This is a genomic window from Candidatus Methanodesulfokora washburnensis, from assembly GCF_003947435.1.
In the GTDB taxonomy this organism is placed as follows: domain Archaea; phylum Korarchaeota; class Korarchaeia; order Korarchaeales; family Korarchaeaceae; genus Methanodesulfokora; species Methanodesulfokora washburnensis.
The window spans coordinates 15,078-38,051 of record NZ_RCOS01000129.1 but is presented as its reverse complement, the minus strand read 5'-3'; the positions used below and the strand labels follow the sequence as shown (position 1 = coordinate 38,051).

At 45.1% G+C, this 22,974-nt stretch carries 22 protein-coding genes and 1 riboswitch; of the genes, 13 read left to right on the top strand and 9 right to left on the bottom strand.

Translation table 11 applies throughout. The features are described from left to right. Positions 1 to 67: 67 nt before the first annotated feature. The 3 genes from D6D85_RS11065 to D6D85_RS11055 are packed head-to-tail and all read right to left on the bottom strand — an operon-like array spanning position 68 to position 2,499. Complete coding sequence (locus D6D85_RS11065; protein ID WP_125672095.1) at positions 68 to 1,207, bottom strand: hypothetical protein; 1,140 nt, start codon at positions 1,205 to 1,207, stop codon at positions 68 to 70. A 9-nt stretch (positions 1,208 to 1,216) separates the two neighbouring features. Further along, complete coding sequence (locus tag D6D85_RS11060) at positions 1,217 to 1,597, bottom strand: hypothetical protein (RefSeq protein ID WP_125672094.1); 381 nt, start codon at positions 1,595 to 1,597, stop codon at positions 1,217 to 1,219. Between the two features lie 47 nt (positions 1,598 to 1,644). Continuing rightward, positions 1,645 to 2,499, bottom strand: coding sequence for a DMT family transporter (locus D6D85_RS11055; protein ID WP_125672093.1), 855 nt, complete (start codon positions 2,497 to 2,499; stop codon positions 1,645 to 1,647). 51 nt (positions 2,500 to 2,550) lie between these two features. Between D6D85_RS11055 and D6D85_RS11050 the strand changes: the two genes are divergently transcribed. Genes D6D85_RS11050 through D6D85_RS11035 form a run of 4 tightly spaced genes read left to right on the top strand, consistent with a single transcriptional unit; the run spans position 2,551 to position 7,070 of the window. Next, positions 2,551 to 2,949, top strand: a complete 399-nt coding sequence (locus D6D85_RS11050; RefSeq protein WP_125672092.1) for an OsmC family protein — start codon at positions 2,551 to 2,553, stop codon at positions 2,947 to 2,949. A 48-nt stretch (positions 2,950 to 2,997) separates the two neighbouring features. Beyond that, positions 2,998 to 3,780, top strand: coding sequence for a V4R domain-containing protein (locus D6D85_RS11045; RefSeq protein ID WP_161969837.1), 783 nt, complete (start codon positions 2,998 to 3,000; stop codon positions 3,778 to 3,780). Then, positions 3,728 to 6,361, top strand: a complete 2,634-nt coding sequence (locus D6D85_RS11040) for an ATP-dependent helicase (RefSeq protein WP_125672090.1) — start codon at positions 3,728 to 3,730, stop codon at positions 6,359 to 6,361. Before D6D85_RS11045 ends, D6D85_RS11040 begins: the two co-directional genes overlap by 53 nt. Further along, complete coding sequence (locus D6D85_RS11035) at positions 6,342 to 7,070, top strand: metallophosphoesterase (RefSeq protein WP_125672089.1); 729 nt, start codon at positions 6,342 to 6,344, stop codon at positions 7,068 to 7,070. Before D6D85_RS11040 ends, D6D85_RS11035 begins: the two co-directional genes overlap by 20 nt. Here the strand turns inward: D6D85_RS11035 and D6D85_RS11030 are convergent. Both D6D85_RS11030 and D6D85_RS11025 read right to left on the bottom strand, forming a co-directional pair. Continuing rightward, complete coding sequence (locus tag D6D85_RS11030; RefSeq protein WP_125672088.1) at positions 7,051 to 7,629, bottom strand: hypothetical protein; 579 nt, start codon at positions 7,627 to 7,629, stop codon at positions 7,051 to 7,053. The two genes, D6D85_RS11035 and D6D85_RS11030, sit on opposite strands and share 20 nt — an antisense overlap. Before the next feature lie 32 nt (positions 7,630 to 7,661). Then, positions 7,662 to 8,450, bottom strand: a complete 789-nt coding sequence (locus tag D6D85_RS11025; protein ID WP_125672087.1) for a class I SAM-dependent methyltransferase — start codon at positions 8,448 to 8,450, stop codon at positions 7,662 to 7,664. A 166-nt stretch (positions 8,451 to 8,616) separates the two neighbouring features. On the opposite strand from D6D85_RS11025, the gene D6D85_RS11020 reads away from it, so the two are divergent. Next, positions 8,617 to 9,483, top strand: a complete 867-nt coding sequence (locus D6D85_RS11020) for an isoaspartyl peptidase/L-asparaginase (protein WP_125672086.1) — start codon at positions 8,617 to 8,619, stop codon at positions 9,481 to 9,483. On the opposite strand, the gene metG is transcribed toward D6D85_RS11020, so the two are convergent. The 3 genes from metG to D6D85_RS11005 all read right to left on the bottom strand — a co-directional run bounded on the left by metG (position 9,484) and on the right by D6D85_RS11005 (position 12,670). Then, entirely contained in the window at positions 9,484 to 9,807 is a 324-nt protein-coding gene (gene metG / locus D6D85_RS11015; protein ID WP_125672085.1) for a methionine--tRNA ligase subunit beta, read from the bottom strand. A gap of 137 nt (positions 9,808 to 9,944) precedes the next feature. Further along, positions 9,945 to 11,846: a S16 family serine protease gene (locus D6D85_RS11010; protein ID WP_125672084.1), complete on the bottom strand. Its 1,902-nt coding sequence runs from the start codon at positions 11,844 to 11,846 to the stop codon at positions 9,945 to 9,947. 29 nt (positions 11,847 to 11,875) lie between these two features. Further along, positions 11,876 to 12,670 carry a hypothetical protein gene (locus D6D85_RS11005; protein ID WP_125672083.1) on the bottom strand — a complete coding sequence of 265 codons (795 nt, stop codon included), beginning with the start codon at positions 12,668 to 12,670 and terminating at the stop codon, positions 11,876 to 11,878. Positions 12,671 to 12,785: 115 nt separating this feature from the next. Between D6D85_RS11005 and D6D85_RS11000 the strand changes: the two genes are divergently transcribed. From D6D85_RS11000 to guaB, 7 genes are all read left to right on the top strand, one after another. Continuing rightward, complete coding sequence (locus D6D85_RS11000) at positions 12,786 to 14,306, top strand: putative sulfate exporter family transporter (protein ID WP_237558834.1); 1,521 nt, start codon at positions 12,786 to 12,788, stop codon at positions 14,304 to 14,306. A 5-nt stretch (positions 14,307 to 14,311) separates the two neighbouring features. Then, positions 14,312 to 14,509 (top strand): hypothetical protein, encoded by a 198-nt coding sequence (locus D6D85_RS16715; protein WP_125672082.1) that lies wholly within the window; start codon positions 14,312 to 14,314, stop codon positions 14,507 to 14,509. A gap of 61 nt (positions 14,510 to 14,570) precedes the next feature. Next, positions 14,571 to 14,682, top strand: a riboswitch (TPP riboswitch). A 32-nt stretch (positions 14,683 to 14,714) separates the two neighbouring features. Continuing rightward, positions 14,715 to 15,893 (top strand): purine-cytosine permease family protein, encoded by a 1,179-nt coding sequence (locus tag D6D85_RS10990; RefSeq protein WP_125672081.1) that lies wholly within the window; start codon positions 14,715 to 14,717, stop codon positions 15,891 to 15,893. Continuing rightward, positions 15,890 to 17,242, top strand: a complete 1,353-nt coding sequence (locus tag D6D85_RS10985) for a bifunctional hydroxymethylpyrimidine kinase/phosphomethylpyrimidine kinase (protein ID WP_125672080.1) — start codon at positions 15,890 to 15,892, stop codon at positions 17,240 to 17,242. Before D6D85_RS10990 ends, D6D85_RS10985 begins: the two co-directional genes overlap by 4 nt. Continuing rightward, the gene (locus D6D85_RS10980) at positions 17,242 to 18,024 is read left to right on the top strand and encodes a sulfide-dependent adenosine diphosphate thiazole synthase (RefSeq protein ID WP_125672079.1); all 783 of its coding nucleotides are present in this window, start codon (positions 17,242 to 17,244) and stop codon (positions 18,022 to 18,024) included. The genes D6D85_RS10985 and D6D85_RS10980 overlap by 1 nt, the downstream gene beginning before the upstream one ends. Beyond that, positions 18,024 to 19,079 (top strand): AIR synthase family protein, encoded by a 1,056-nt coding sequence (locus D6D85_RS10975; RefSeq protein WP_125672078.1) that lies wholly within the window; start codon positions 18,024 to 18,026, stop codon positions 19,077 to 19,079. The genes D6D85_RS10980 and D6D85_RS10975 overlap by 1 nt, the downstream gene beginning before the upstream one ends. A 117-nt stretch (positions 19,080 to 19,196) precedes the next feature. Next, the gene (guaB, locus tag D6D85_RS10970) at positions 19,197 to 20,624 is read left to right on the top strand and encodes an IMP dehydrogenase (protein WP_125672077.1); all 1,428 of its coding nucleotides are present in this window, start codon (positions 19,197 to 19,199) and stop codon (positions 20,622 to 20,624) included. Here the strand turns inward: guaB and D6D85_RS10965 are convergent. Beyond that, positions 20,621 to 21,838, bottom strand: a complete 1,218-nt coding sequence (locus D6D85_RS10965; RefSeq protein WP_125672076.1) for a glutamine synthetase family protein — start codon at positions 21,836 to 21,838, stop codon at positions 20,621 to 20,623. The genes guaB and D6D85_RS10965 overlap by 4 nt on opposite strands. Positions 21,839 to 21,991: 153 nt before the next feature. Between D6D85_RS10965 and D6D85_RS10960 the strand changes: the two genes are divergently transcribed. Further along, the gene (locus D6D85_RS10960) at positions 21,992 to 22,885 is read left to right on the top strand and encodes an ArsR family transcriptional regulator (RefSeq protein ID WP_125672075.1); all 894 of its coding nucleotides are present in this window, start codon (positions 21,992 to 21,994) and stop codon (positions 22,883 to 22,885) included. Positions 22,886 to 22,974: the final 89 nt, after the last annotated feature.

Here is a 22,974-nt window from a genome sequence, read left to right as displayed (position 1 = left end):
CGCCTAAAAAACATTTCCATACGCCACATAATAATGTGATGATTATTCAGCTTCTTTTTATTGAATTTCATGCTATTTCGCATTCCATGCCAAGGGCATCTGCTAGATAGCAGAGCTCACGTGAGATATCAGCAAATGAGATGACATAATGGTTGCCCATCGGCTTTTTTATCATTATGGAGGGATCTCCCTCCATCCTCACCTTTATCTGGGTCCTGCAGAGGTCATCTCTCCATTTTACCTCATCAGTAACACCTTTCATTATTCTTATTCTTTTAAGGTCATCCGAAATTCTAATCAAAGTCACTTTAACGTTCTTCTCAACTTCAGCAGCTACTCCAACTCCTATTCCTGACTCAAAGTGGGTCATAAACTTATATCTCTTTGCAATAGATAATGGAAAAGTGCAGTGAGCTAAAACAACCTCTTTTTCATCTATTCCGCTGATATTTCCCATGAATGTTGGTTTCTCACTGAGAAGATACCCGAAAAGCATTGCTAGAAAGGCTGGAACATCTCCCTCGCATCCAGCCACTATTCCAGCTGAATTTAGCTCTGATAAAGCCAAGCATGCTGTCACTCCCATGGGCAAAAGATCAAAGCACCTTATGGTTATGCCATCTAGCTTTTCCCTTGCTATCAGCTTATTTATAGCTTCTCTCATCCTTTTTGCATTTTCCACCCCATCTTTGCTATCCCTTGGCATTTCCACCTTTTTATACTCATTTATCAGGGCCTCAATGGATATGCGCACCGGATGTATACCTATTATCCTCAGATCCTCATCAGAACTCCTGCTGTAGGTCAGCCATGGGCTTGGATCCCCTATTATCCCTAACCTGAAGCCCCTTATCCTTTTCATGGCCTTGATAGCAGATAGAATGACTGGAATCTCAGGTGATGACCAATGGGCTAACCACACAATCCTTCCTTTCTTTCTAAGAGATGAAGCAGCCTCTATAGCAGCAGGAAGGCTGTTCTCTGAGTCATGATATATGAGAAGGAGCGGCCAGCTTCCACCGATTTTCTCCACAATTTCCTCAGTTCCTCCCGTCATTACCAGTATTGCAGCTTCCTCAACAGCTGGAACATCAAAGAACAAGCCCAGAGGACAAAAAAGATCGGAAATTCTGTTTGATATCTCCCTGTACTTCTCATCTACATGGCGAAGCCTGCTTGCAATTCCAACCAACGGATATCTCTCCATTTTCTCGCCTTAAAATCCGATAAGCTGTCCCCTTGGAAGAAATGATATCAGTATAACGGATATCAATGCCGCTATTATTATGAAAATTAGATAGGCCAGAACTGTTATCAAGAAAGCCCTGAACCAACCAACCTCAAAAACCTCCTTGAACACAAGAAGTCCAGCTAGAAAGCCCAGAAGAAGGCCTAAGGGAGCTGTTATAATGGCAGGCCCAAGATGAAGCACTAGAAGGAACACCAAGGAGAAAAGAAGGCTGGATCCGAGTGATGCAACCATCGCTCTTATAAAGCTGGATTTTCTGGATATAAGCTTGGAGGCTATGTATATTGGGATGGAGACCACGATCCATGCGATTACTGATGACATGAGGAGAGCTAACTCAGGAGGCATAAAGCTGGATGAGGTGGATGGATAAAAACTCAGTTTTAATAAAAATATCATTCATTTTTACCAAATACAGTTAGATAGACACCTAGGATCACAATTCCTCCTCCTATTATCGTGCTAATTGAAGGTACCTCTCCCAAAAGGGCAGCTCCGAGCAGACTCGCCCCAACAGGTTCTCCCAAGATGCTAGCACTGACCACAGATGCTTTCATATATTTTAAGGCATAGTTATATGAATTATGGCCTAGGCAAGAGGGCCCGAGCGCCAGAAGGATGAATATGATAAGCTCCTTAAGATCTGCAGTTAAGCTGTTTCCAGAGACAAGAGCGGATAAAAGAAGAACTACTGCTGCTACCCCGTAAACTGAGAATGTGTAAGAGGCTAATCCCATCTTTCTTCTCAGGATCCTCCCTATAACTAGGTATATCGCGAGAAAAATAGCCCCTAAAAGCGCTAGAAAATCTCCATAAAGGTTCGATTTGAATTCAGCATGTCCTATTGCTATTATTATAGCTCCCATAATTGATATAGCTATCCCAAAAGCTTCTCTTGTGTTTACCCCTTCTCTCAGGAATATCCAGGATATCAACACAACGAATATGGGGGAGGAGTCCACTATGACAGTGCTTGCAGCTATGGATGTGTAAAAAAGGGATGCTGTCCAAGCGCCGAAATGTGCACCAATAGATACACCGGATATGAGGAGAAGAAGCGTCTCCTTTCGGTCTATCCTCCTCAGGTCACTGATTTCATTCATCCCTAGGAGGCCCATTATCATGCTTGAGAAAAGCATCCTGTATCCTGCTATCACCAAGGGAGGGGAGATGCTGAGCCTTACTAGTATGCTGGCAGTTGAAACAGCGGATATTCCTACAAGTAAAGCAATCCTTGGATCAATTTTCATCGGGACTAGCTCAGCAGATATCTTTTTAACCTTTTTCTTGAAGCTCTTGCTATGTCTCAGATAAGAGGAAAGGTGGTCTTTGAAGGGGATATGAAGTTCAGGGCATCGGTAGGTGAATCCTCAATAGAGATGTCAGAGGATGGGCTTAAGCCGATGGAAGCAGTTCTTCTTGCAGCAGGAACTTGCACTGCCATGGACATCGTGGCCATAATAAGAAAAGCAGGCTATGAAGTTCAGGGCATGGAGGTGGAGCTCGAGGCGGATAGGGAGGAGAAATATCCAAAAGTTTTCAGGGAGATAAGAATTATTTACAGGGTAAGGGGGAATATTCCTGAGGAGCTTGTCAAAAAGGCCATTGAGATGTCTCAGAACAGATACTGCTCAGTTGGCATAATGCTAAAGAGGGGAGGAGTTAAAGTGGTAACGTCGTTTCATGTAATAAACGCTTAGCATTAATGGAACGAAAGGTTTATAGGTAACTAAAAAAAAGAAATGCATATGCCGCATAATCTGCCTCTGTTTACTATAACATCGATCTCAAGACCCGAGGGATATGTTGTTTTGGAGCTCTCCCTGTTGCTCAAGGATGTTCCGGGAGCAATTCACTCGGTGAGCAATGTGATAAAATCCTATGGCGGGGACATAAAATGGGGAGTAACGCATGAGTCTGACAAGCCCGGCCTTGCATGGTGGTGTACTTTTCTCCTTGTGAAAGAGGATTCTGTGGATGAGATGATAGAATCCCTCAGAAAGTTGGATTTGGTCTCGGATCTAGAATATACAGTTCACAGGGACAGAATAATAATCACAAGGCATCATGATAGGATATTGAGCCTTGGAGGAAGGGCTATTCTCTTCAGAACTGAGTGGCTTAAGCACATACATGCAGCAGTTGGAAAGACATGGGGTACAGAGGGAGCAAAGGCGTTGGCCTACATAGTTGGAGTTGATATGGGAAAGGCAGCACATAAAAGTCATGTGAGCTTTATTGGAGACCTGAAAGATGAGCTTCTTAGCTTTCTGCTTGAAATGATGGGAGGAACTGGGTGGATATCAGGAGGAAGCTGGAGGAAAGATGGGGAGAAGTACATAATAAGGCTTTATGATCTTTTCGAATGCGAAATTGCAGGGGAAAGCCATTTGGTTAGAGGAGAGCTGGCGGGATATATAACGGCTATAAGGGGAAGGGATTATAAGGCGACAGAGGTGAAGTGCAAGGCAAGAGGGGATGAGTACTGCGAGTTTGTTGTTGAGCCAGTTGAGAGAGTATACGAAAGATGAAGTGCTTAGGAGGCTTAACCCGTTAGTAGCTAAATGGTTTGGCAGCAGATTCAAAGAGCTCACTCCTCCACAGAAATACGCAATAATTCCAATAAAGGAAGGAAGAAATGTGCTCGTATCCAGCCCAACAGGCTCAGGGAAAACTCTGGCTGCATTTCTCAGCATAATAAGCGAGCTATTTGACATGGCAGTAGAGGGAAGACTTGAGAACAGCATATATGCTGTATACATAAGCCCCCTAAGAGCTCTGGACAATGACATATACAGAAACCTGATGCTTCCTCTGCAGGAGATAAGGGAGATGGGCGATGGAATACCTGAGATAAGGCATGCAGTGAGGACAGGGGATACAACTCAATCGGAGAGGCAAAGCCAGCTTAGAAAACCGCCTCACATATTGATAACAACTCCAGAGACATTCTCAATAGTGATAACTGCCCCGAAATTTAGGGAGAAGCTGAGAACAGTAAAATGGGTCATAGTGGATGAGATACATAGCATTGTGGAGAACAAGAGAGGAAGCCACCTGAGCCTCTCCTTGGAGAGGTTCAGCAATTTTTTGGGCAAGTATCCGGTGAGAATAGGGCTTTCTGCAACAATAAACCCGCTTGATAGGGTTGCTCAGTTCCTTGTAGGCTATGAAAATGGAAAGCCAAGAGAATGTCTCATAATAGATGTATCATTCTTGAAGAAAAAGGATGTAGCACTCTTGGCTCCATCTGAGGACATGGTCAACACGCCAGTTCAGAAGCAGAGCGATGAGCTATACAACATAATAAGTAGGCTTGTCAGAAGGCACAGATCAACGCTGATATTCACTAACACGAGAAGTGGGGCTGAAAGGGTCACATTTCACTTAAAGCAGAAGTTCAAGGATGTGGAGGAGATAGATGAGGAGATAGCAGCCCATCACAGCAGCCTGAGCAGAGAGGTCAGGATGAAGGTGGAGGATCTGATGAAAAAGGGGAAGCTGAAGGCAATAGTGAGCTCCACAAGCCTTGAGCTGGGGATAGATGTTGGTTATATAGATCTAGTTGTGCAGGTAGGAAGCCCGAAATCGGTGACAAGAGCTGTGCAGAGGATCGGAAGAAGCGGACACGGTTATGAGGATGTGATAAAAGGAAGGTTCATAGCAATGGATAGAGATGACGCAGTCGAACTTGCAGTTATGGCGCAGAAAGTTATGGAGGGATTCTTAGATGAGGTTCACATACCTGAGAAGCCTTTGGATGTTTTGGCTCAGCACATAGTTGGCATGGCTCTTGAGAAGAAGTGGAGTGTGGATGAAGCCCTTTCTCTCATAAGAAGGGCATATCCATTCAGAAATTTGGAGAAGGAGGAGTTTATATCAGTTTTAAGGTATCTGTCAGGTTCCTATGAGGAGCTCGAGGGGAAGAAGGTTTATGGAAAGATATGGTTTGATGGAGAATACTTCGGCAGGAGAGGAAGAGCTCTGAGGGCGATATACTCAACTAATGTTGGGACAATACCGGAGCAGACCGGGATAAAAGTATACACTGAGCAGGGGAGGTTTGTTGGGAAGATAGAGGAGGAGTTCTTCGAGAGATTAAGCCCTGGAGATAGGTTTGTCCTAGCAGGAAAGGTGTTTGAGTACGTTAAATCCAGATCTGATAGGTTGATAGTAAGACATGCAAAGGATCAGAAGCCGACAGTTCCATCTTGGTACTCTGAGATGCTCCCTCTTAGCTTCGATCTCGCAGTGGAGATAGGAAAGTTCAGAAGGTATGCTGCAATGCTGCTGGAAAAAGGAGAGGATGGCGTGCTCCTTGAATATCTCAGGGAAAAGTGCAGAGCTGATGAGAGGGCGAGCAAAGCAATATACAATTACATAAAACTGGAGCTCGAGTATCTAAGGTCTCTGGGAATCTCAGCCGATAAAATACCAAGTGACAGGGTGATTCAGGGGGAGATCTTCTTGGATGAGGATGGAAGGTACAGACAGATATACCTTTCACTGTTTGGCAGGAGGACAAACGATGCTTTAAGCAGGGCCCTCGGTTACATAGCTTCCAGGAGATTGGGAAGGCCTGTTGGTATCACGGTGACAGATAACGGCTTTTCCCTATCTTATCCAATTGGAGAGAAGCCTGCTGCATCCTTCAAAGACCTTCTTGATGTCGATCTGGAGGAAGTTCTGAAAAAAGCTCTGGAAGCAACAGATCTGATGAGAAGCAGATTCAGGCATGTGGCTATAAGAGGGTTGATGATACTCAGGAACTACAAGGGATATGAGATAAGTGTTTCAAAACAGAGGATGAATGCAGATAGCCTGATAAAAATAGTGAAGAAGCTGAACGACTTTCCTCTTCTCAGGGAAACCTACAGGGAGATAATGGAGGACTACATGGACATAAAAAGAGCGAAAATCGTGATAGATAAGGTGAGAAGAGGGGAGATAGAGATAGTTGAGCTAGGACTGCTGGAAGTTCCAACGCCCTTTGCCCAGCTCATAGCTGTGGAGAGCTTGAGCGATGTGATATTCATGGAGGACAGGATGAAGGTGTTAAGGGATTTTGAGAGAAGGATAAAGGAGATGCTTCATGCAGGAGCTGGAGCTTGATGACTTCACGCTCTTCCCCTACGGTGTTTACATAGGGGAGTTATCCTCTTTGGTATTTGCAGACTTTCACCTCGGCTTGGAAAGGGCGATGGAGGAGGAGGGCCTTTACCTGCCCTACAGGCAGTTCCCTGAGGTAGCTGGAATTATCAGAAAGGCAATTGATAGATACGATGTAAAAAATATAATATTATTAGGAGATGTAAAACATGAGTTCGGAAGAGCTAGCGATCAGGAGTGGGGTGAGGTGCTGTCCCTCCTGAAAGAGCTGAGAGGGCATAAGGTCAGAGTTGTCAGGGGAAATCACGATAACTACCTCATACCCATACTGAAGAGGGAGGGAGTAGAGCTGGACGATCCATATCTGGATATGGGGAATTACAGATTTGCCCATGGTCATATAGACGTGCCATTGGACAGGAACTTGGTTATGGGACACGAGCATCCGGCTATATCGATAAGGGATGATTTTGGCACATCAGTTACGTACAAATGTGCTCTTTACAGGAGAAAGGAACCTAAAATTCTGGTGCTTCCAGCTATGGTGAGGCTTGGATATGGAAAGGATATTTTATTATCTCCTAGAGAGGAGCTGATCTCCCCAATACTAAGAAGAACGGGAATAGATGATATGGAGGTCATAGTTGTGGATGAGGAGGTAGGAGTGAGCGATCTGGGAAGCGTAAATGACCTCAGAAGGCTGATGAGATGAGGATTCTGCAGGGAAATCTGTTTCTTATCAACCTAATAGCTGATATTGTATAGTAAATGGAGAATGCTATAGCTATGAACTCACCCAGATACCTAAGGATATCCTGCAGCAGGATGGAAGATGCCTCCGCGCCTAGAAGAGGAAAAAGAGGCAGTACTGTGAAGCTACAGCAGGAGTAAGCTGTTGCTGCCTGCACAGTGAATATTGATCCAAGGGATGCTCTCGATCCCTTGCTCAGAGCGGAGTAAACAGCAGATACTATTGATACAATCAGTATCACCACAAGGACATCATTCCCAAGCCCTAGCTTCACAATACTGTTGGGATTTCTCTCGGCATATTCCGGCAGTTTGCTGGGATCGACAAAATAGAATGTGAGAAAATCCTGTCCTCTGAAAAGGTAAGCTGATGAAGGAGGATTTCCGGCAAGAATTGATCCGATCAAAATAGCTAAGAATATGGGGAGGAGAAATGCCAAGAAGAAGCTCATCAGAAATCTGGGCAAATTCTCTTTTATAGTGGTATATGCTATTTTAACATAAAATCCAAGGCAGCTCATAATGAAAGACACCTTAGCAATACTTAAACTTTTCATATAGCTCTTGCAACGATGTTCATATAGGATCTGGATGGATGGAACTGCTGGAGCTTTCTGAGATCTCCATATACAGAATCAACCCCCCACCCAGCCCTTCTCAGTATGGAGCTCATCTCTGTCACTGTGTAGACTCTTATCTCCATCGATATGCTGTTTATCACCTTTCTCATCACAGTTCCCTCATCCTCCAGTATGGTCCAGTCCGATATCAGCTTGGAGCTTATTGGGTCAAAAACATCTCTCTGGAGGACTATAACATCGCCATATCTCTGGTAGTAGCTCCTATTCCCATCAGCTGCTATTTTATCCCTGTGTATGGTATCTGCTATTATAAGAACTCCATTGTCATTTGAAAGCTTTCTTATCTGCTTCAGCACCTCTAGATCCGTCGCCTCATCGTAATATCCAAGGGAAGTCCAAACTATTGTGGCAGCATCAAATCTCTCATTCCCAATGAGCTCTACAAGCCTTCTCGCATCTCCGGCAACGAACTTCACTTTATCCGATACCCCATATTTCTCAGCTTTCATTATTGCATTTTTGATAAAAGGCATTGATATGTCAACTCCCACGACTTCATATCCCTTTCTAGCTAGATTGACTGCAACTCTCCCATTACCGCAGAATAGATCCAGTATTCTCCCCTTCCTCACCCCATAGCTCTCAAGCACTCTCGCAATTCCATCGGATAGGGCTTCTCCATCGGACCAGAGGGAGTCCATTATCTTAATGTATACATCAGCATTTTCTATAAACAATCTCTGTATCCAGTCGTAGCTCAAGCTGACACCGTGAAGTCTAGAGACACTGCTTAAAAAGATTCTCTATCCGAATCCATACAGATGTTAAAGATCTTTCTCATGGTAAAGAGGATCAGCTTGAACAAGGATTGATGATACTCTTGTCATATCAGAAAAGGTTAATTAGCGGGGTTGCAAACACCCGTTTATGAGGCCGGCTATAATAGTACATGGTGGAGCTTGGTCAATACCTGATGACGCAGTTGAGGATCATATAAAGGGATGCAGAGAAGCTGCTATAAGAGGATATGAATGCCTTAAGAGCGGATCTGCAATAGATGCGGTGGAGGAAGCTGTGAAGTACATGGAGGATGATCCAACTTTCGATGCTGGTTATGGATCCTTCCTTAATTCAGAGGGAGAAGTGGAGCTGGACGCTCTGATAGTTGATGGAAGAAGCCTCAGATTTGGTGCCGTTGCTGGAGTTAAAAGGATAAGAAATCCCATACTGCTTGCCAGAGCTGTTATGGAGAGGACTGAGCATCAAATGTTCATCGGGGAGGGAGCTGAAAAGCTAGCTGTTAGATTTGGGATGAATCTCTGCGATAACTCAGAGTTAGTGCATCCAAGGGAGCTTGAAAGATGGAGAAAAGGGGGAAATAAGGACATATTCTCAACAGTAGGTGCTGTTGCAATGGATTCAGATGGAAATCTAGCGGCAGCAGTTTCCACAGGAGGAACTCCAATGAAGCTGCCTGGAAGAGTGGGGGACACTCCACTAATAGGCTGTGGTGCGTATGCCGATAATTCGCTCGGTGCAGCTGCCTCAACCGGATATGGGGAGGCGATAATGAGAGTTATACTGGCTAAAAAAGCCGTGGATTTAATGGAGAACAAGCCATCTCCTCTGGCAGTAAAAGAAGCTCTTTTGATTATGAAGGAGAGAACAGGAGGTTTAGGTGGACTAATAGCAATAGACTCCAGGGGAGAGATAGGTTTTTACCACACGACAAGCAGAATGGCTTTTGCCTACGTGAAAGATGGGGAGATCAGGGCTGCTGCGAGCATAATATGATCACCATACCTTTGTTCCAACGGGCACAGCATCATCAACTGTTATCAGATGAACCTTTCCTGAATCCTCCTCAGCCAATATGAGCATTCCCTGACTTTCAACATTCATTATCTTCTTGGGCTTTAGATTAAGCACAAAGATCATCTTCTTTCCCACAAGATCATCAGGAGAAAACTGATCCGCTATTCCGGTTACTACAACTCTCTTTTCCCTTCCAAAGTCCACAAGAAGCTTGATCAGCTTTTTTGAATTCGGAACTCTTTCAGCCTCCTCTATCAATCCAACTCTCATGTCGAACTTCCAGAAGTCCTCTACATCGTACATAAGCTGTCTGTTCTTAGCTGGTTTTTAAATATAATGCCTCTTAAAGCAACTTCTGCTATACAAGTAGGTGAACAAAAAGATCAAGAGAAGGACATTTTCCTGCGATTGAGAGGCATTATAGGACTCTGTAAAGTGGCCTATCTTCTCCTTATCAACATGCCGAGCATCAGGCCCAGCAAGAAGCATGCTGCCATTAGCAAGTAGTTATCCAGCGATGGGACTGTCACCTTCTCAACAGTCCTGTTCACTGTTCTGTTCTGCGGCGGTGAAATAACAGTAGGGGTCAAATTCACCTGATATCCCTTTGATCTCGAGGCTATTTCTAGGGACATCGCGCTTATAGCTGACATCTCATAAAGGCTCAGGGATGTCAGAGGATCGCTTTTTTCATAAAAAGATGCAAGCTCATAATAACTCATTGCTAGAAGAGGTTCTAACCCTCTTGATTTGGCACGAGATATTGCTTCTAGGGCACTTTTCCTCACACTATCCATCACTGTGCTCACATCTGTGTAGTAAACAGCATGTATCGCTGTTGTTGCATCCGATATGGCCTCAATTGATAGGCCTAGAGCACCCACATAGTTGCCGGCTGAGTATGCATCCCTAGCATCTATTAGTCTCTGCTGGGATTCGTCCAGCAATGCGCTTGATGCACCGCTATAAAGAGTGTATGCGTATGATGAAGAGGTCTCAGCTCCATATAACATCGTGTCTGCCATGCTTTTCAGGGAAGTCTGGCTCATTAGAGTTCCCTGTTTGTAGAGGGAAAGCCATGTCTTTGCAGTGATTGCTCTCCATTTAGCATATGCAAGGTATGATATAGCGCCATATTGAATGCCTCCCCAAGTAGAGCTGTCCAAAATTGCTCCATTGGAGTAGGCGGAGGAGGATAGATCCAAGTTCCTCCTCGCATCATAATATCTTATCCAAGCTGCTGATAGCACATCAATTCCCTCTAAAGATGGTTTAAGGCCGACAATCTCCTTGTATAATTCATTCAAACTCAAGTTGACATCTTTGAATATCCTTTCAAAGGCTGATTTTCCCTCTGTCAGGTAAAGCGCTGTCTCATATGCTCTCTCAGAGTAAAATGCTGATTGGAATGCAGCGCTTGCTGCAGTGTAGTAAAATCCCCTGTTTATGAGGTCAGATGCATTTTTTGCATACTTCTCAGACTCACTTACTAGATAGCTTATGTAAGATCTCTGGCTTGAGCTCAGCTTGGATGCCAGATCCATGGACTTTCTGTTCATTGAGCTGGCATTGTTAAGGTACATGTCAACCCAAGATGATATCGCTTTTTTCACATCACTGGGAAGCTCCACTTTCTGAACCTCCGGCATCTCTATCTTCATCCCTGTGAAGTACTTGAATGCGTCGGCGACATTTGATACCTCCACTACATCCACGCCCAGTTTCTTCCCAAGATCCACCAGATCAACACTGCTCTGCACGGTTCTGGTCACTGTTATTATCCCTATTGTGGTTCTCTGCACCCTGCTCTCAGTTACCACTCTCTGGCCGGCCGGTATGAGGAAAATTTTTGCTCCTCCCTCAGCAGCAGCCCTCAGTTTATCGGGTATTCCGCCCACAGGTCCGATAGTTCCATCGGGATTTATCATGCCCGTCATCACCACATCTCCTCTTGGCTGTATCTCCATGAGGGCGGCCATTGTAGCTACAGTCATGGCAGCTCCTGCACTGGGTCCTCCTATTATCATGCTCTTGGATGACATGAGATAGAAGAAATCGTAGCTGTTCAAGTCCTTTCCCAGCAGATAGCATGCAACAAAAGCAGCAACTCTGGCCGATCCCTGAGTGTCAACATCTGTCAGAGGCTCAGCTGAGAAATACACTTTTCCCGAACCTGGATATGCTACAGTGACTGTGAGATTGCTCAGAACTCCTGCTGTGCCATTTTCAGTCTGAATAACTGCAGGAGCGCTTATCGTGACCTGATACACTTTTTGTGGTGATGATACCACAATATTGACCGTGAGAATTAGAAGAAGGAGCAATAGAAAGGGCCTTCGCATAATGCCTTTACCTCTTCTCTATTTTAACCTTACTTAAATAAATATAGCATATTATCCGGAACTGAACAGCATGCATCAAATGATTGAAAATCTTTATTGATTGCAGGTAGAGCTATTCTATCCACCCCCGCCTCTAGGGCAATTTCATCTATTTCTCTCATGTTTCTCGGCCTCATACAGCCAAGAGATAGCTCATTTGATTTCTTTCTAGCATAGGAAATGCACTTTCTTATCAGCTCAGGGGACAGAGTGTTTTGAGACGCGGAATTCGGGATAAATACTAGAATAACAAGTTCTTCAGCCCCATATTCATAGGATAAATCCACAGAGTGCTTAAAATCATCAAACGATGAGTATGGAAGCCCTATTATCGCATGGGGGACTACATGTTTTGGTCCTCTTTCCATCAGAATCTCAAAGCTTCTCTCATATAGCTCGGGGCTTCCCTTCATATAAGCAGCCTTACCGGATAAAAGCTCAAAATCCACTATGTCAACAGATTCCCTGAGAAGGGAGGATTCCTCCTCATCCACCAATCCAGGATGGATGCTGATTATTGCTCCTCTCTTTCTAGCCTCTATAATTTCATTTAAAAATGGCCTGAACGGAAGAACACCTCTTCTGTTGAATCCTCCGCTTATCAGAAAACCGATAACCCCTCTCTTCATCTCCTTCTCCATGCTCTCCCTGAGCAGGGAAGGGGATGGAGCGGGTATCATGCCCCTTAGATATCTTCCCCTGCACATCTCGCAGTTCAGCTCACAGAAATATCCAGTTATGCTTATTGATCTGAATTTTCTTCTCGGATAGAAGGCTTTTGTCACTTGATAAAAAGATCTGCATTGAGTTTAAAAATCTCCGCTGCCTTTACAACTATAGTTTTTTCTGGAATTTTTCTACCAAAATATTGTTTTTCTATATTTCTATGTCAACCTTTAAATGATCTCCATCTTTATTTCCCCCGGTGGGACGATGTCCCAGCAGAAAATAGATTGGTCTGCTATGTGGAAAAAGGAGGACTGGTGGGCCCTCTGGCTCGGTCTTCTGATCTTCTTCCTCGGTCTTGGCCCATTTGCAAACATAAGCCTGATAGGATGGAACTGGCATGGAAACGTGTGGATCGACATCACAAAAGCGATATCTCCAAATAACAAGATGTATGAATGGGTAGGATGGGGCTCCCTTGTGCTTCAATACATATTCCTACTAGTGCTTCTATGCATAGGAGCTTATGCGATGAAGTACAACTTGAAGAAGTTCGCTGCAGGCTTCACCTTCATATACTGGGCAACTGCAATAATATGGATTATTGGATGCTGGGGATACAGCGCAGCAGTACCAACATGGGATCCGAAGCTGGGAAGGGCGGTTCCCAAGGTTGGAAATGTTGTTCTGCCCTTCTCACTTGGGTTAACTCCAGAGGGAGGCTTCGTATACCTGTTGATAGTGGGCCTGATAATAAGGAACGCATTCAGGGGATTTGCGGAGAAGCTTCTCGATGCAGCTAGGCCTGAGTGGTACATAAAGACAGCCATAGTCCTGTTGGGAACTACTATAGGTGTGAAGGCAGCAGGAGCACTTGGCTATGCTATGGTAGTCCTCTTCAGAGGGTTATGCGCTATAGTTGAGGCATACTTAATATACTGGCCTCTAGTTTACTTTATATCAAGGAAGTACTTCAAGATGACAAAAGAATGGGCTGCTCCTCTTGCATCGGGAATATCTGTATGCGGAGTATCCGCAGCAATAGCAACAGGAGCTGCTGTGAAATCAAGACCATTTATACCCATAACTCTATCGAGCATAATTGTTGCATTCGCTGTCGTTGAGCTGCTCATACTGCCTTGGCTATCATGGGCTCTATACCCGACCTTTAGCGGGATGGTGATGGGCGCATGGATGGGATTAGCTGTTAAGACAGACGGGGCTGCAGCAGCATCAGGAGCTCTTGTGGATGCCCTGATAAGGGCAAAGGCAGCAGGAATGGGACTAAATCTTGAGTCTGGGTGGATGCTAACAGCAGCTATCACAACAAAGATATTCATAGACATATTCATAGGAGTCTGGGCTTTTGTGCTAGCAGTGATATGGGTCACGTGGATAGAGAGGAAGCCTGGAGAGAAGGTGAGAAAGCTAGAGATATGGTTCAGATTTCCAAAGTTCATAATAGGATACTTCATAACATTCCTTGTTATGCTGGCAATAGCTGCATCAAGCTCTGCAGCAGCCAAGCTGGCAAATGCAGCAATGGGTGAGATAGATCCTATAAGAGTGTTCTTCTTCGCAATGACGTTCTTCTCAATAGGGCTTGTGACCGACTTCAGGGTTTTCAGGAAGGAGGGACTCGGAAAGGTCATTGTGGTGTACTTAATATGCCTCTTCGGCTTCATACTTTGGATAGGGCTGTTCATATCTTGGATATTCTTCCACAATGTCCCAGTTCCTCTTGCAAAGGGGTGATCTAGATGTTCTGGTTCAACTTCCTAGGTTTTCTGGTCTCCAAGCTTGTGAATGCAGCTGAGACAAAAGCTGAGGAGGGAGAGGCATACCATCCACTTCTCCCCATAGAGAAGAAATTCATCGCATACAGCTTGATACTGGCTGTGATACTGCTGGTGATACTGATATACGTCTCCTACACCTACTTCGGAGTGGCCCACTGATCTCTCTTCCCCTCTTTATTTTTTTAGAAAGAAAACTTTTTAACTGTTTGTTGAGCTAAGTAATGGGCGCAGGGGGAGCTGGGGAAACCCGGCTGAGAGGGCAGCTCGTGGCTGCCGACCCCTCGAACCTGATCCGGGTAATGCCGGCGTAGGGATTGCGCCCGCTGGTTGGGTTCGAGGATCTCCCTGCCCTGGGAGAACCTGAATGGAGTTCGAGGTAGAGCCGGTTCCGAGCAGGAAATTGGGTTTTTTAGATGTATCCATCCTGTGGCTTGATCTTGGGATAGGGCTCTTGGTATTTCAAGCGGGGGCTCTTCTATTCCCTGGCTTGAGCATATGGGAGATACTTTTTGTCTCCATAGCAGGATCCCTTATCGGAAGCCTTCTTCTTGCTCTGACAGGAATACCCGGAACTAAAAAGGGAGTGCCAACAATGGTTTCTCTGAGGCCATTTCTCGGCAGCATGGGATCATATCTGCCCACAGTTCTCAACATAATTCAGCTAATAGGATGGACTGCATTTGAGATATTCATAATGGCTGATGCTGCTTTCAGGATAACTGGGTTGGATAGATTTCTCTGGATACTCTTCTTCTCAGCATGGTGCATGCTTATGGCTCTTTGGGGACCTCTAGCTGTGATAAGGCATTATATAGAGAAGTTTGTTGTCTGGATAGCTCTAACGATAACAATATGGCTTGCCTATCAGACAATTCCGAGGATTCCAAGCTACTCCCCCCATGGGATGCCTTTGTTGTATGCCATGGACTTTGTTGTTGCGATGCCCATATCTTGGTGGCCTCTTATATCAGATTATAACAGATTTGCAAAAAGCATAAAGAGCTCTGTTATAGGAACTGTAGCAGGATATACGATTGCCAACTCATGGTACTACTTTTTGGGAGCAGCAATGGCAGCAGCAACAGGCCAAATACTAACTCCTGCATCGATAGCAACGATGTACTTCGGCTCATTAGCTCTTCTCCCACTAATAGCTGATGAGACAGACAATGCATGGGCCGACATATACTCCACAGCGATGTCTGTTAAGAACATGTTTCCGAGAGCAAGCGGGAGGAAGCTGGTCGTAGCAGCCACCGTAGCAGGAGGAGCCTTGGCATCCCTTTTCTCTCCAGAGACATACGAATGGTTCCTTCTGCTCATAGGAGGGCTCTTTGTCCCGTTGTCAGGTGCTTTTATCTCCGATTTTCTTCTTAAAAGGGAGGAGGAGAGGATGCTGAGGCTTGAGTCTTTGGTATCTTGGGCATTGGGCATTGTAACATATTTTCTTATAATAAATTACTTTAGCTGGCTCGGGGCCACAATACCCTCATTTCTTGTTTCATTTGTCATGCAGCAGGTGCTGGGGAGGTTGATGAGATGATTTCCGTCGCTCTCACAATAGCTGGCAGCGATTCCGGAGGAGGAGCTGGAATTCAGGCTGATCTCAAGACTTTTGCAGCTCTAGGAGTTCATGGAACATGTGCCATAACAGCAATAACTGCTCAGAACACCTTTTCTGTTACAGCAGTTCAGGAAGTTGATCCAGATGTAGTTGAGAAGCAGATAGATGCTGTAGTTCAGGACATGGGGGTGGATGCAGCGAAGACAGGAATGCTGAGCAGCTCAAGGATAATAGAGGCTGTTTCAAGAGCTGTCAGAAGATATGGATTTCCTCTTGTCGTCGATCCGGTTATGATAGCGAAGAGCGGTGCTCCTCTTCTGAGGGAAGATGCTGTTGAGGCCCTCATAAAGGGGATAATACCGCTGGCAAAGGTGGTGACTCCAAACATTCCTGAGGCGGAGAGGCTTTCGGGCATAAAGATAACCTCGCTGGAAGACATGAGAAGAGCTGCTAAAATCATAGTGGAGGAGCTAGGAGCAGAAGCTGCTGTTGTGAAAGGAGGGCATGCAGAAGGGGAGGAGAGCGTGGACGTCCTTTATTATTCGGGCAGCTTTAAAGAGCTCAGAACAAGAAGGATAAAATCCAAAAATACCCATGGAACTGGATGTTCGTTTTCAGCTGCTATAACTGCCGAGCTGGCAAAGGGGGAGGGAATAGAAATCGCTGTTAAAAAAGCAAAGGAGTTCATATACATAGCTATAGAGTACGGTCTGTCTATCGGAAGAGGAAACGGGCCGGTCAATCCCATGGCTTATCTTCAGCTGGATGCAGAGAAATTCAGGGTTCTGGAGAACCTGAAGGAAGCCATAAAAATTCTGGAGGAAAATGGAGCCTTTGTCTCAAATCTTGTCCCTGAATGCCAGATGAACTTGGTTATGGGTCTTCCGAGGCACTACCTGAGAGGGGTTGAGGACGTCGCAGGAGTGCCTGGTAGAATAGTAAAAATAGGAACAAAGGTGAAGGCCTCCTCATGCCCCGAATTTGGAGCCTCTTGGCACATGGCCAGGGCCCTGATAAAGGCATCGGAGTATGATCCAAGGATCAGGGCAGCTGTGAACATAAAATACTCTGAGGAGGTTATGCGGGCTATTGAGAAGCTCGGAATCGAGACATCCTACTACAACAGGAGTGAGGAGCCGGAAGAGATAAGGAGAAAGGAGGGAGCAAGCATTCCTTGGGGGATAGAACAAGCAGTAAAAAGAGCTGGAAAGCTAACCGAGGCAATAATAGACCTTGGGGGGATTGGTAAAGAGCCTATGGTGAAGATATTTGGGCTGAATGCGGTGGATGTGGCAAAAAGAGTTGTTGAGATAGGGAGGGGTCTTTGATGGAGATATTTCCTGTTGAGGAGTACGTTGTCACAAGTGCGATAATAGAGAGAGGATCAAAATTTCTGATGGATCTAGCAAAAAATGATGTTATAATAGTAGGCGCTGGACCATCCGGACTCGTGACCGGCATGTATATTGCCAGAGCTGGTCTCAAGACATGTATAATTGAGCGAAGGCTCAGCTTTGGAGGTGGAATTGGTGGAGGAGGAATGCTCTTTCCTAGGGTAATAGTGCAGGAACCAGCTCAAGAGATTCTAGAGGAGATAGGCGTCAAGTTAGAGCCCTACTCAAGGGGCATATGGGTTGTGGATGTTGCTGAGTTTATTGCAAAGCTAGCTGTAGGTGCTATAGACTCAGGTGCTAGGATCCTTCTTGGCGCTAATGTGGAGGATCTTATAATAAAGAACTCCCGTGTGCACGGAGTTGTAGTACAGTGGTCTGCTGTGACATCAGCGGGCCTTCATGTCGATCCCCTTGCTTTTGAGAGCAGGGCTGTTGTGGATTGCACAGGCCATGATGCGGAGGTTGTAACAATAGCTGCGAAGAAGAATCCAGAGCTCGGAATAAAAGTCCTAGGAGAGCACTCCATGGATGCTGTAAGGGCAGAAAAAGGTGTTGTTGAGTCCACTGGAGAGGTTTTTCCTGGTCTCTGGGTGGCTGGGATGGCTGCAGCTGCTGTAAGGGGTGGACCAAGAATGGGCCCAATATTCGGTGGTATGATTTTATCTGGTAAAAAAGTTGCTGACCTAATTATCAAGGAGTTAAAAAGGTGTCCATAATGGAGAAGTTAGGTAAACTGAGCTCAGATATATTTAATGAGATAATATATCCTAACTTGGGAAAGAGAGATCCCAGTGTTGCTGTGCCGCCAAAGCACGGGGTTGACTTTGGAGTGGTGGAACTGGGAGATCTAGCAATTATAGTAAAGAGTGATCCTGTTTTTGTTGTCCCTGAATACGGATGGGAGAGGAGCTCTTGGTTTGCAGTTCATATACTTGCGAGCGACGTCTCTGTATCAGGTGTTCCGCCAAGATACCTTTCGATAGACTTGAACCTTCCGCCTAAGATGAGCAAGGAGGAGTTCAGGTTGCTCTGGACTGGGATAAGCAGGGAGTGCGAGAAGCTTGGAGTATCCATAGTAGCGGGTCACACAGGCAAGTACGAGGGAACTGATTATCCGATGATAGGTGGTGCCACGATGCTTGCAGTTACTACCAGAGATGGATACGTCACAACGGAGATGGCAAGGCCGGGAGATCTTGTCATAATGACAAAAGGTCCTGCTGTCGAGGCAGCAGGAATACTCTCAACAATGTTCCCAGAGTACTTGGAGGGGAGGTTCGGGAGGGAGTTTGCTGAGAGAGCAAAGAACATATTCTATTTGCAGAGCGTTGTAGAGGATGCTCTAACACTTTCCTCAGTAGGACTTAGGACAGGTGTGACATCGATGCATGACGCAACAGAGTATGGAGTTTGGGGAGCCCTTCATGATATAGCGAGGGCAAGCAATGTCGGAATAGTCGTAAGAAAGAGGGGACTTTTCATTAGAGATGATGTGAGGATGATAATCTCAGCTTTCTCTGAGCTAACAGAGATAAAAGCTGATCCTTTTGCTGCTATAAGTGAAGGGACATTAATAGCCACAGTTAAACCTGAAAAAGCTCCAGAAGCCCTTAGAAAGCTTAAGGAAAGGGGAATAGAAGCTGGGATAATAGGGGAAGTTGTTGAAAGAGAGGGAGTCTTCATGGACAATGGGGAATCCATAGATATGCCTTCTGAGGACCCCTTCTGGCCGATGTTCTTCAGAACGGCGGAAATTCTGAGGAAAAAATGAGAAGCAAGAGCTGGATTCATGAAGCTCATGGTGGAATAAGAGATAAAAATGAGCTAAAAAACGATATTACCCTCGATCCAGCTGGCTAAGATTTAAATAAGGTTCGGCATCATTCATATGCGGGAGTTCCTGAGCAAGATAACCAACTCTTTGGACGCTATAGGGTTTGATGATCTGATTCTTCTGCCCGGTATGTCCTCTGTTGAGCCATCTGAAGTGGATCTCAGCACTAGGGCATCGAAGGGCATATGGATGAAGGTTCCATTCATATCTTCTCCCATGGACACTGTTACAGAGAGCGAGATGGCAATTGCAATGGCTAGAAGTGGTGGGATAGGGATAATACACAGGAACTGCAGCAAGGAGGAGCAAGTTGAGATGGTAAAAAGAGTGAAAAGAGCAGAATCCTTCATAATAAGGGATGTAATCACGATAGATCCTAGGTCGACAATAAAAGAAGCAGCTGAGATAATGGAGAAGAACAGGATATCCGGACTTCCTGTTGTGGAGGAGGGAAAACTTGTCGGGATAATAACGGGGAGAGATGTCAGGTTTGCGGATCCATCGCTTAGAGTTGCAGATGTCATGACAAGGGATGTAATAACTGCTAAGGAAGGGATAAAAATGGAAGAGGCCGAAGAACTTATGAAAAGCCACAAGATAGAGAAACTTCCTGTTGTAGATGAGGAAGGAAGGCTTAAGGGCCTGATAACATACAAAGACATAGCTTTAAGAGGAAGGTATGGAAATGCGACAAGAGATGAGCATGGAAGGCTCAGAGTTGGAGCAGCTATCTCTCCTTTCGATTTGGAGAGGGCAAAGGAACTTTCAAAAATAGCGGATCTCTTGGTTATAGATGTGGCTCACTTTCACAGCTTAAGAGTGATGGAGGCGACTAAAAAGCTGTTAAAAGAGGTGGATGTGGATGTAGTTGCAGGAAACATAGGAACTTATGAGGCAGCTGTTGACATAATATCGTCGATGGATGTCGCAGGGCTCAGAGTTGGTATAGGAAGCGGGTCTGTTTGCACGACAATGGAGGTAACAGGGGTTGGAGCTCCAACTCCTTTTGCTGTAGCTCAAGTTGCCGATGCTGTCAAGGAGATGGGAGCTGATGTGCCCATAATAGCGGATGGTGGAATAAGAGGGGCAGGAGATATCGCTATATCTCTTGCTCTCGGTGCTTCCTCTGTCATGATGGGCTATATATTCGCTGGATGCAGGGAGAGCCCGGGAGAGCTTATATCAATAGGGAGCAGGTACTACAAGAGGCACAGAGGAATGGGGAGCGAGGCGGCAAGGAAAAAGAGGATGGCTTTAGACAGATATAGTCAGCCGGCAAAGGGAATGCCTGAGGGGATAGAGGCATTTGTTCCATATAGAGGGGAAGTTAATATGGTTGTAGAAGAGCTTTCTACAGCCTTAAAAGCCGCTTTTGGCTATGCTGGTGCTTCATCAATAGAGGAACTATGGAGAAAAGCAAGATTAGCCAGAAAAACACCTCATACACACGAGAGGGCGAGGGATTTGATAATACCGACTTAGAAGTCGATGTAAAATCTCCTCTCCCACTCGCTCACATGTCTTCTCGATTCCATTATCTCTGCTTTCTTCAGCTCCACGTATCTGGAAAACAACCTTCTTCCAACAGCTTCTATTAGGACATCGTCCTCCATAGCATATTTCATGGCCTCCTCAAGGCTTCCCGGAAGGGTGTCAGTATCCCTGCTATGATATAAATTGTCCCCTCTCGGCTCTCCCGGATCAATTCTCCTCCTTATTCCATCTAGACCAGCAGCCAAGACTGTGGAGAATAGTAAGTATGGATTGCTCGTTGGATCGGGTGCTCTATACTCAATTCTGCATGAACCCTGCCCGTTGTATGATGGGATCCTCACAAGAGCAGATCTGTTCTTATATCCCCAGGATATGTAGACTGGTGCCTCAAAACCGGGAACTATCCTCTTATACGAGTTTACAGTAGGTGAGGCGAAGAAGGAAAGCCCTTTTGCATGGGCCAATAAGCCCCCTATGAACCACTTTGCATAATCGGATATATCGCTGTCATGATAGAACAAATTCCTGCTGCCTGAGAAAAGGCTCATGTGAATGTGCATCCCCGATCCGTTCACTCCCTCAAATGGCTTTGGCATAAAAGTAGCTCTCAATCCCATCGTTCTTGCAGCTTTTTTCACGGCCATCTTGTAGATCAATATGTTATCAGCTGTCCTAACAGCTTCATCAAACCTGAAGTTTATCTCGTTCTGGCCTGGTGCCACTTCATGGTGCATGAGCTCAATCTTCAAGCCCATTCTCTCCAGCTCCTCCGATAGCATAAGCCTAGCACTCATCATCTCATCAACGCTGTCAAAGTAAATTGATTCATCCGCAGGCTTATCCCCTCTCAGGAGGAAGAACTCGACCTCAGCTCCAACCATGAACTTTAGATCTACTTTAGCTATCTCATTAAGATTTCTTCTCAGGGTATATCTGGGATCCAGATCGGGCTGATCTGCTATCTCAGCCATTATAAAGCCCATTTTTCTTCCATCTAAGTTAATCAGCCTGAATGTACTTTCATCCCCCTTTAGCACTATGTCGGATCTCTCTATATCCGTCATGCCGACAGAAGAGCCATCCACATCTATTCCGCTTGTGACAAGATCTTCAATGAGATCTCCTGATACAACAAAGCTTCTCAGCCTTCCCTGTATATCAGAAAAACTCACTATGCATCTCTCTACTTTTAATTCCTGCATAGAACTCAGCTAAACAGAAGAGATATATATTTCGCTGAAAAATCGAGGAGGAGGGGGCAAACTAATTCCCCTCTCAGGAGGAGGACAATGCCATCATTACTAAAACTTGGGTTTTTCCAGTAAAAGTTATATTTTGTCATTTCTTCTTTCAACATGCATGTCCTGAACTCAAAAGGGGAGATATACAGGACTGTATTCATCCCTTTGAAATCTATTAGAGCTGTAAACAGCACTCTAGCTGAGAAGATATTAATAGAGCTGTCAAAAGGTCCAAAATGTGCTGCAGATATAGCCAAATCACTTGGAGAAGCTGAGCAGAAAGTTCACTATCACATGAGAAAGCTGAGAGATGCTGGTTTGATAAAAATATCCAGGACTGAGGAAAGAGGAGGCGGAACTGCCAAGCTATATGAGCTGGTTTCTGGAGTGATATCAGTTAAGCTCTCAGAGGAGAAGCCGATAAAGATCGGAGGAGTGAGGGATCCGGGAAACCTCAGGCCATTTATAGAGGAGGGAAGGCTCAACTCGATAATAGTGGTCGGAAGTCCTGAGCCTCATGGAAGGTATAGGGCACCCGCTTCCGATGGCTATGCTGCCATAGGCCTTGCTTTATACCTCGGAAGTTTTCTGGAGGAACAGAGAATCCCGGCATATAAACTGGACACACAGCTCAGGGAATCAGATTTGAAGGAGAATCTAATACTTGTTGGAGGTCCAAAAGCCAACACTGTATCGGATGAGGTCAATGGAAAGATGAAAGCATGGTTTGAGTACTCGGATGAGAGGAAGGAGTGGATCATAAGATCCCCTTGGAACTCGTATTTCGGAAAGGGCATAGGTGTTATAGCAAGGGGTAAAAACCCGTTTAACGAGGAGAAAGAGGTACTTCTCCTAGCTGGAACAGGATTCAGGGGGAGCAGTGCGGCGATAATAGGGCTAAAGAAGTTCTCAGAACTTGTGAGAAAGGACTCAGCTCTAATAGTAAGAGGAATAGATGTTGATGGAGATGGAATAATGGATGATTGCGAGCTTCTAGAGACAATATAACAAAGTTATGGTTATAATCAAATTTTTATTAGATGCTATTTCATCAGAAAATTTTTATACTTTCGCTTTCAATTCGCTAGGTGAAGTTC

What these genes read in the sequence shown, in the direction of transcription:
- D6D85_RS11065 (WP_125672095.1), bottom strand. Translation starts at nt 1,207, where the DNA reads ATGGAGAGATATCCGTTGGTTGGAATTGCAAGCAGGCTTCGCCATGTA.
- D6D85_RS11060 (WP_125672094.1), bottom strand. Translation starts at nt 1,597, where the DNA reads ATGCCTCCTGAGTTAGCTCTCCTCATGTCATCAGTAATCGCATGGATC.
- D6D85_RS11055 (WP_125672093.1), bottom strand. Translation starts at nt 2,499, where the DNA reads ATGAAAATTGATCCAAGGATTGCTTTACTTGTAGGAATATCCGCTGTT.
- D6D85_RS11050 (WP_125672092.1), top strand. Translation starts at nt 2,551, where the DNA reads ATGTCTCAGATAAGAGGAAAGGTGGTCTTTGAAGGGGATATGAAGTTC.
- D6D85_RS11045 (WP_161969837.1), top strand. Translation starts at nt 2,998, where the DNA reads ATGCCGCATAATCTGCCTCTGTTTACTATAACATCGATCTCAAGACCC.
- D6D85_RS11040 (WP_125672090.1), top strand. Translation starts at nt 3,728, where the DNA reads ATGAGTACTGCGAGTTTGTTGTTGAGCCAGTTGAGAGAGTATACGAAA.
- D6D85_RS11035 (WP_125672089.1), top strand. Translation starts at nt 6,342, where the DNA reads ATGCAGGAGCTGGAGCTTGATGACTTCACGCTCTTCCCCTACGGTGTT.
- D6D85_RS11030 (WP_125672088.1), bottom strand. Translation starts at nt 7,629, where the DNA reads ATGAGCTGCCTTGGATTTTATGTTAAAATAGCATATACCACTATAAAA.
- D6D85_RS11020 (WP_125672086.1), top strand. Translation starts at nt 8,617, where the DNA reads ATGAGGCCGGCTATAATAGTACATGGTGGAGCTTGGTCAATACCTGAT.
- metG (WP_125672085.1), bottom strand. Translation starts at nt 9,807, where the DNA reads ATGTACGATGTAGAGGACTTCTGGAAGTTCGACATGAGAGTTGGATTG.
- D6D85_RS11010 (WP_125672084.1), bottom strand. Translation starts at nt 11,846, where the DNA reads ATGCGAAGGCCCTTTCTATTGCTCCTTCTTCTAATTCTCACGGTCAAT.
- D6D85_RS11000 (WP_237558834.1), top strand. Translation starts at nt 12,786, where the DNA reads ATGATCTCCATCTTTATTTCCCCCGGTGGGACGATGTCCCAGCAGAAA.
- D6D85_RS16715 (WP_125672082.1), top strand. Translation starts at nt 14,312, where the DNA reads ATGTTCTGGTTCAACTTCCTAGGTTTTCTGGTCTCCAAGCTTGTGAAT.
- D6D85_RS10990 (WP_125672081.1), top strand. Translation starts at nt 14,715, where the DNA reads ATGGAGTTCGAGGTAGAGCCGGTTCCGAGCAGGAAATTGGGTTTTTTA.
- D6D85_RS10985 (WP_125672080.1), top strand. Translation starts at nt 15,890, where the DNA reads ATGATTTCCGTCGCTCTCACAATAGCTGGCAGCGATTCCGGAGGAGGA.
- D6D85_RS10980 (WP_125672079.1), top strand. Translation starts at nt 17,242, where the DNA reads ATGGAGATATTTCCTGTTGAGGAGTACGTTGTCACAAGTGCGATAATA.
- D6D85_RS10975 (WP_125672078.1), top strand. Translation starts at nt 18,024, where the DNA reads ATGGAGAAGTTAGGTAAACTGAGCTCAGATATATTTAATGAGATAATA.
- guaB (WP_125672077.1), top strand. Translation starts at nt 19,197, where the DNA reads ATGCGGGAGTTCCTGAGCAAGATAACCAACTCTTTGGACGCTATAGGG.
- D6D85_RS10965 (WP_125672076.1), bottom strand. Translation starts at nt 21,838, where the DNA reads ATGCAGGAATTAAAAGTAGAGAGATGCATAGTGAGTTTTTCTGATATA.
- D6D85_RS10960 (WP_125672075.1), top strand. Translation starts at nt 21,992, where the DNA reads ATGCATGTCCTGAACTCAAAAGGGGAGATATACAGGACTGTATTCATC.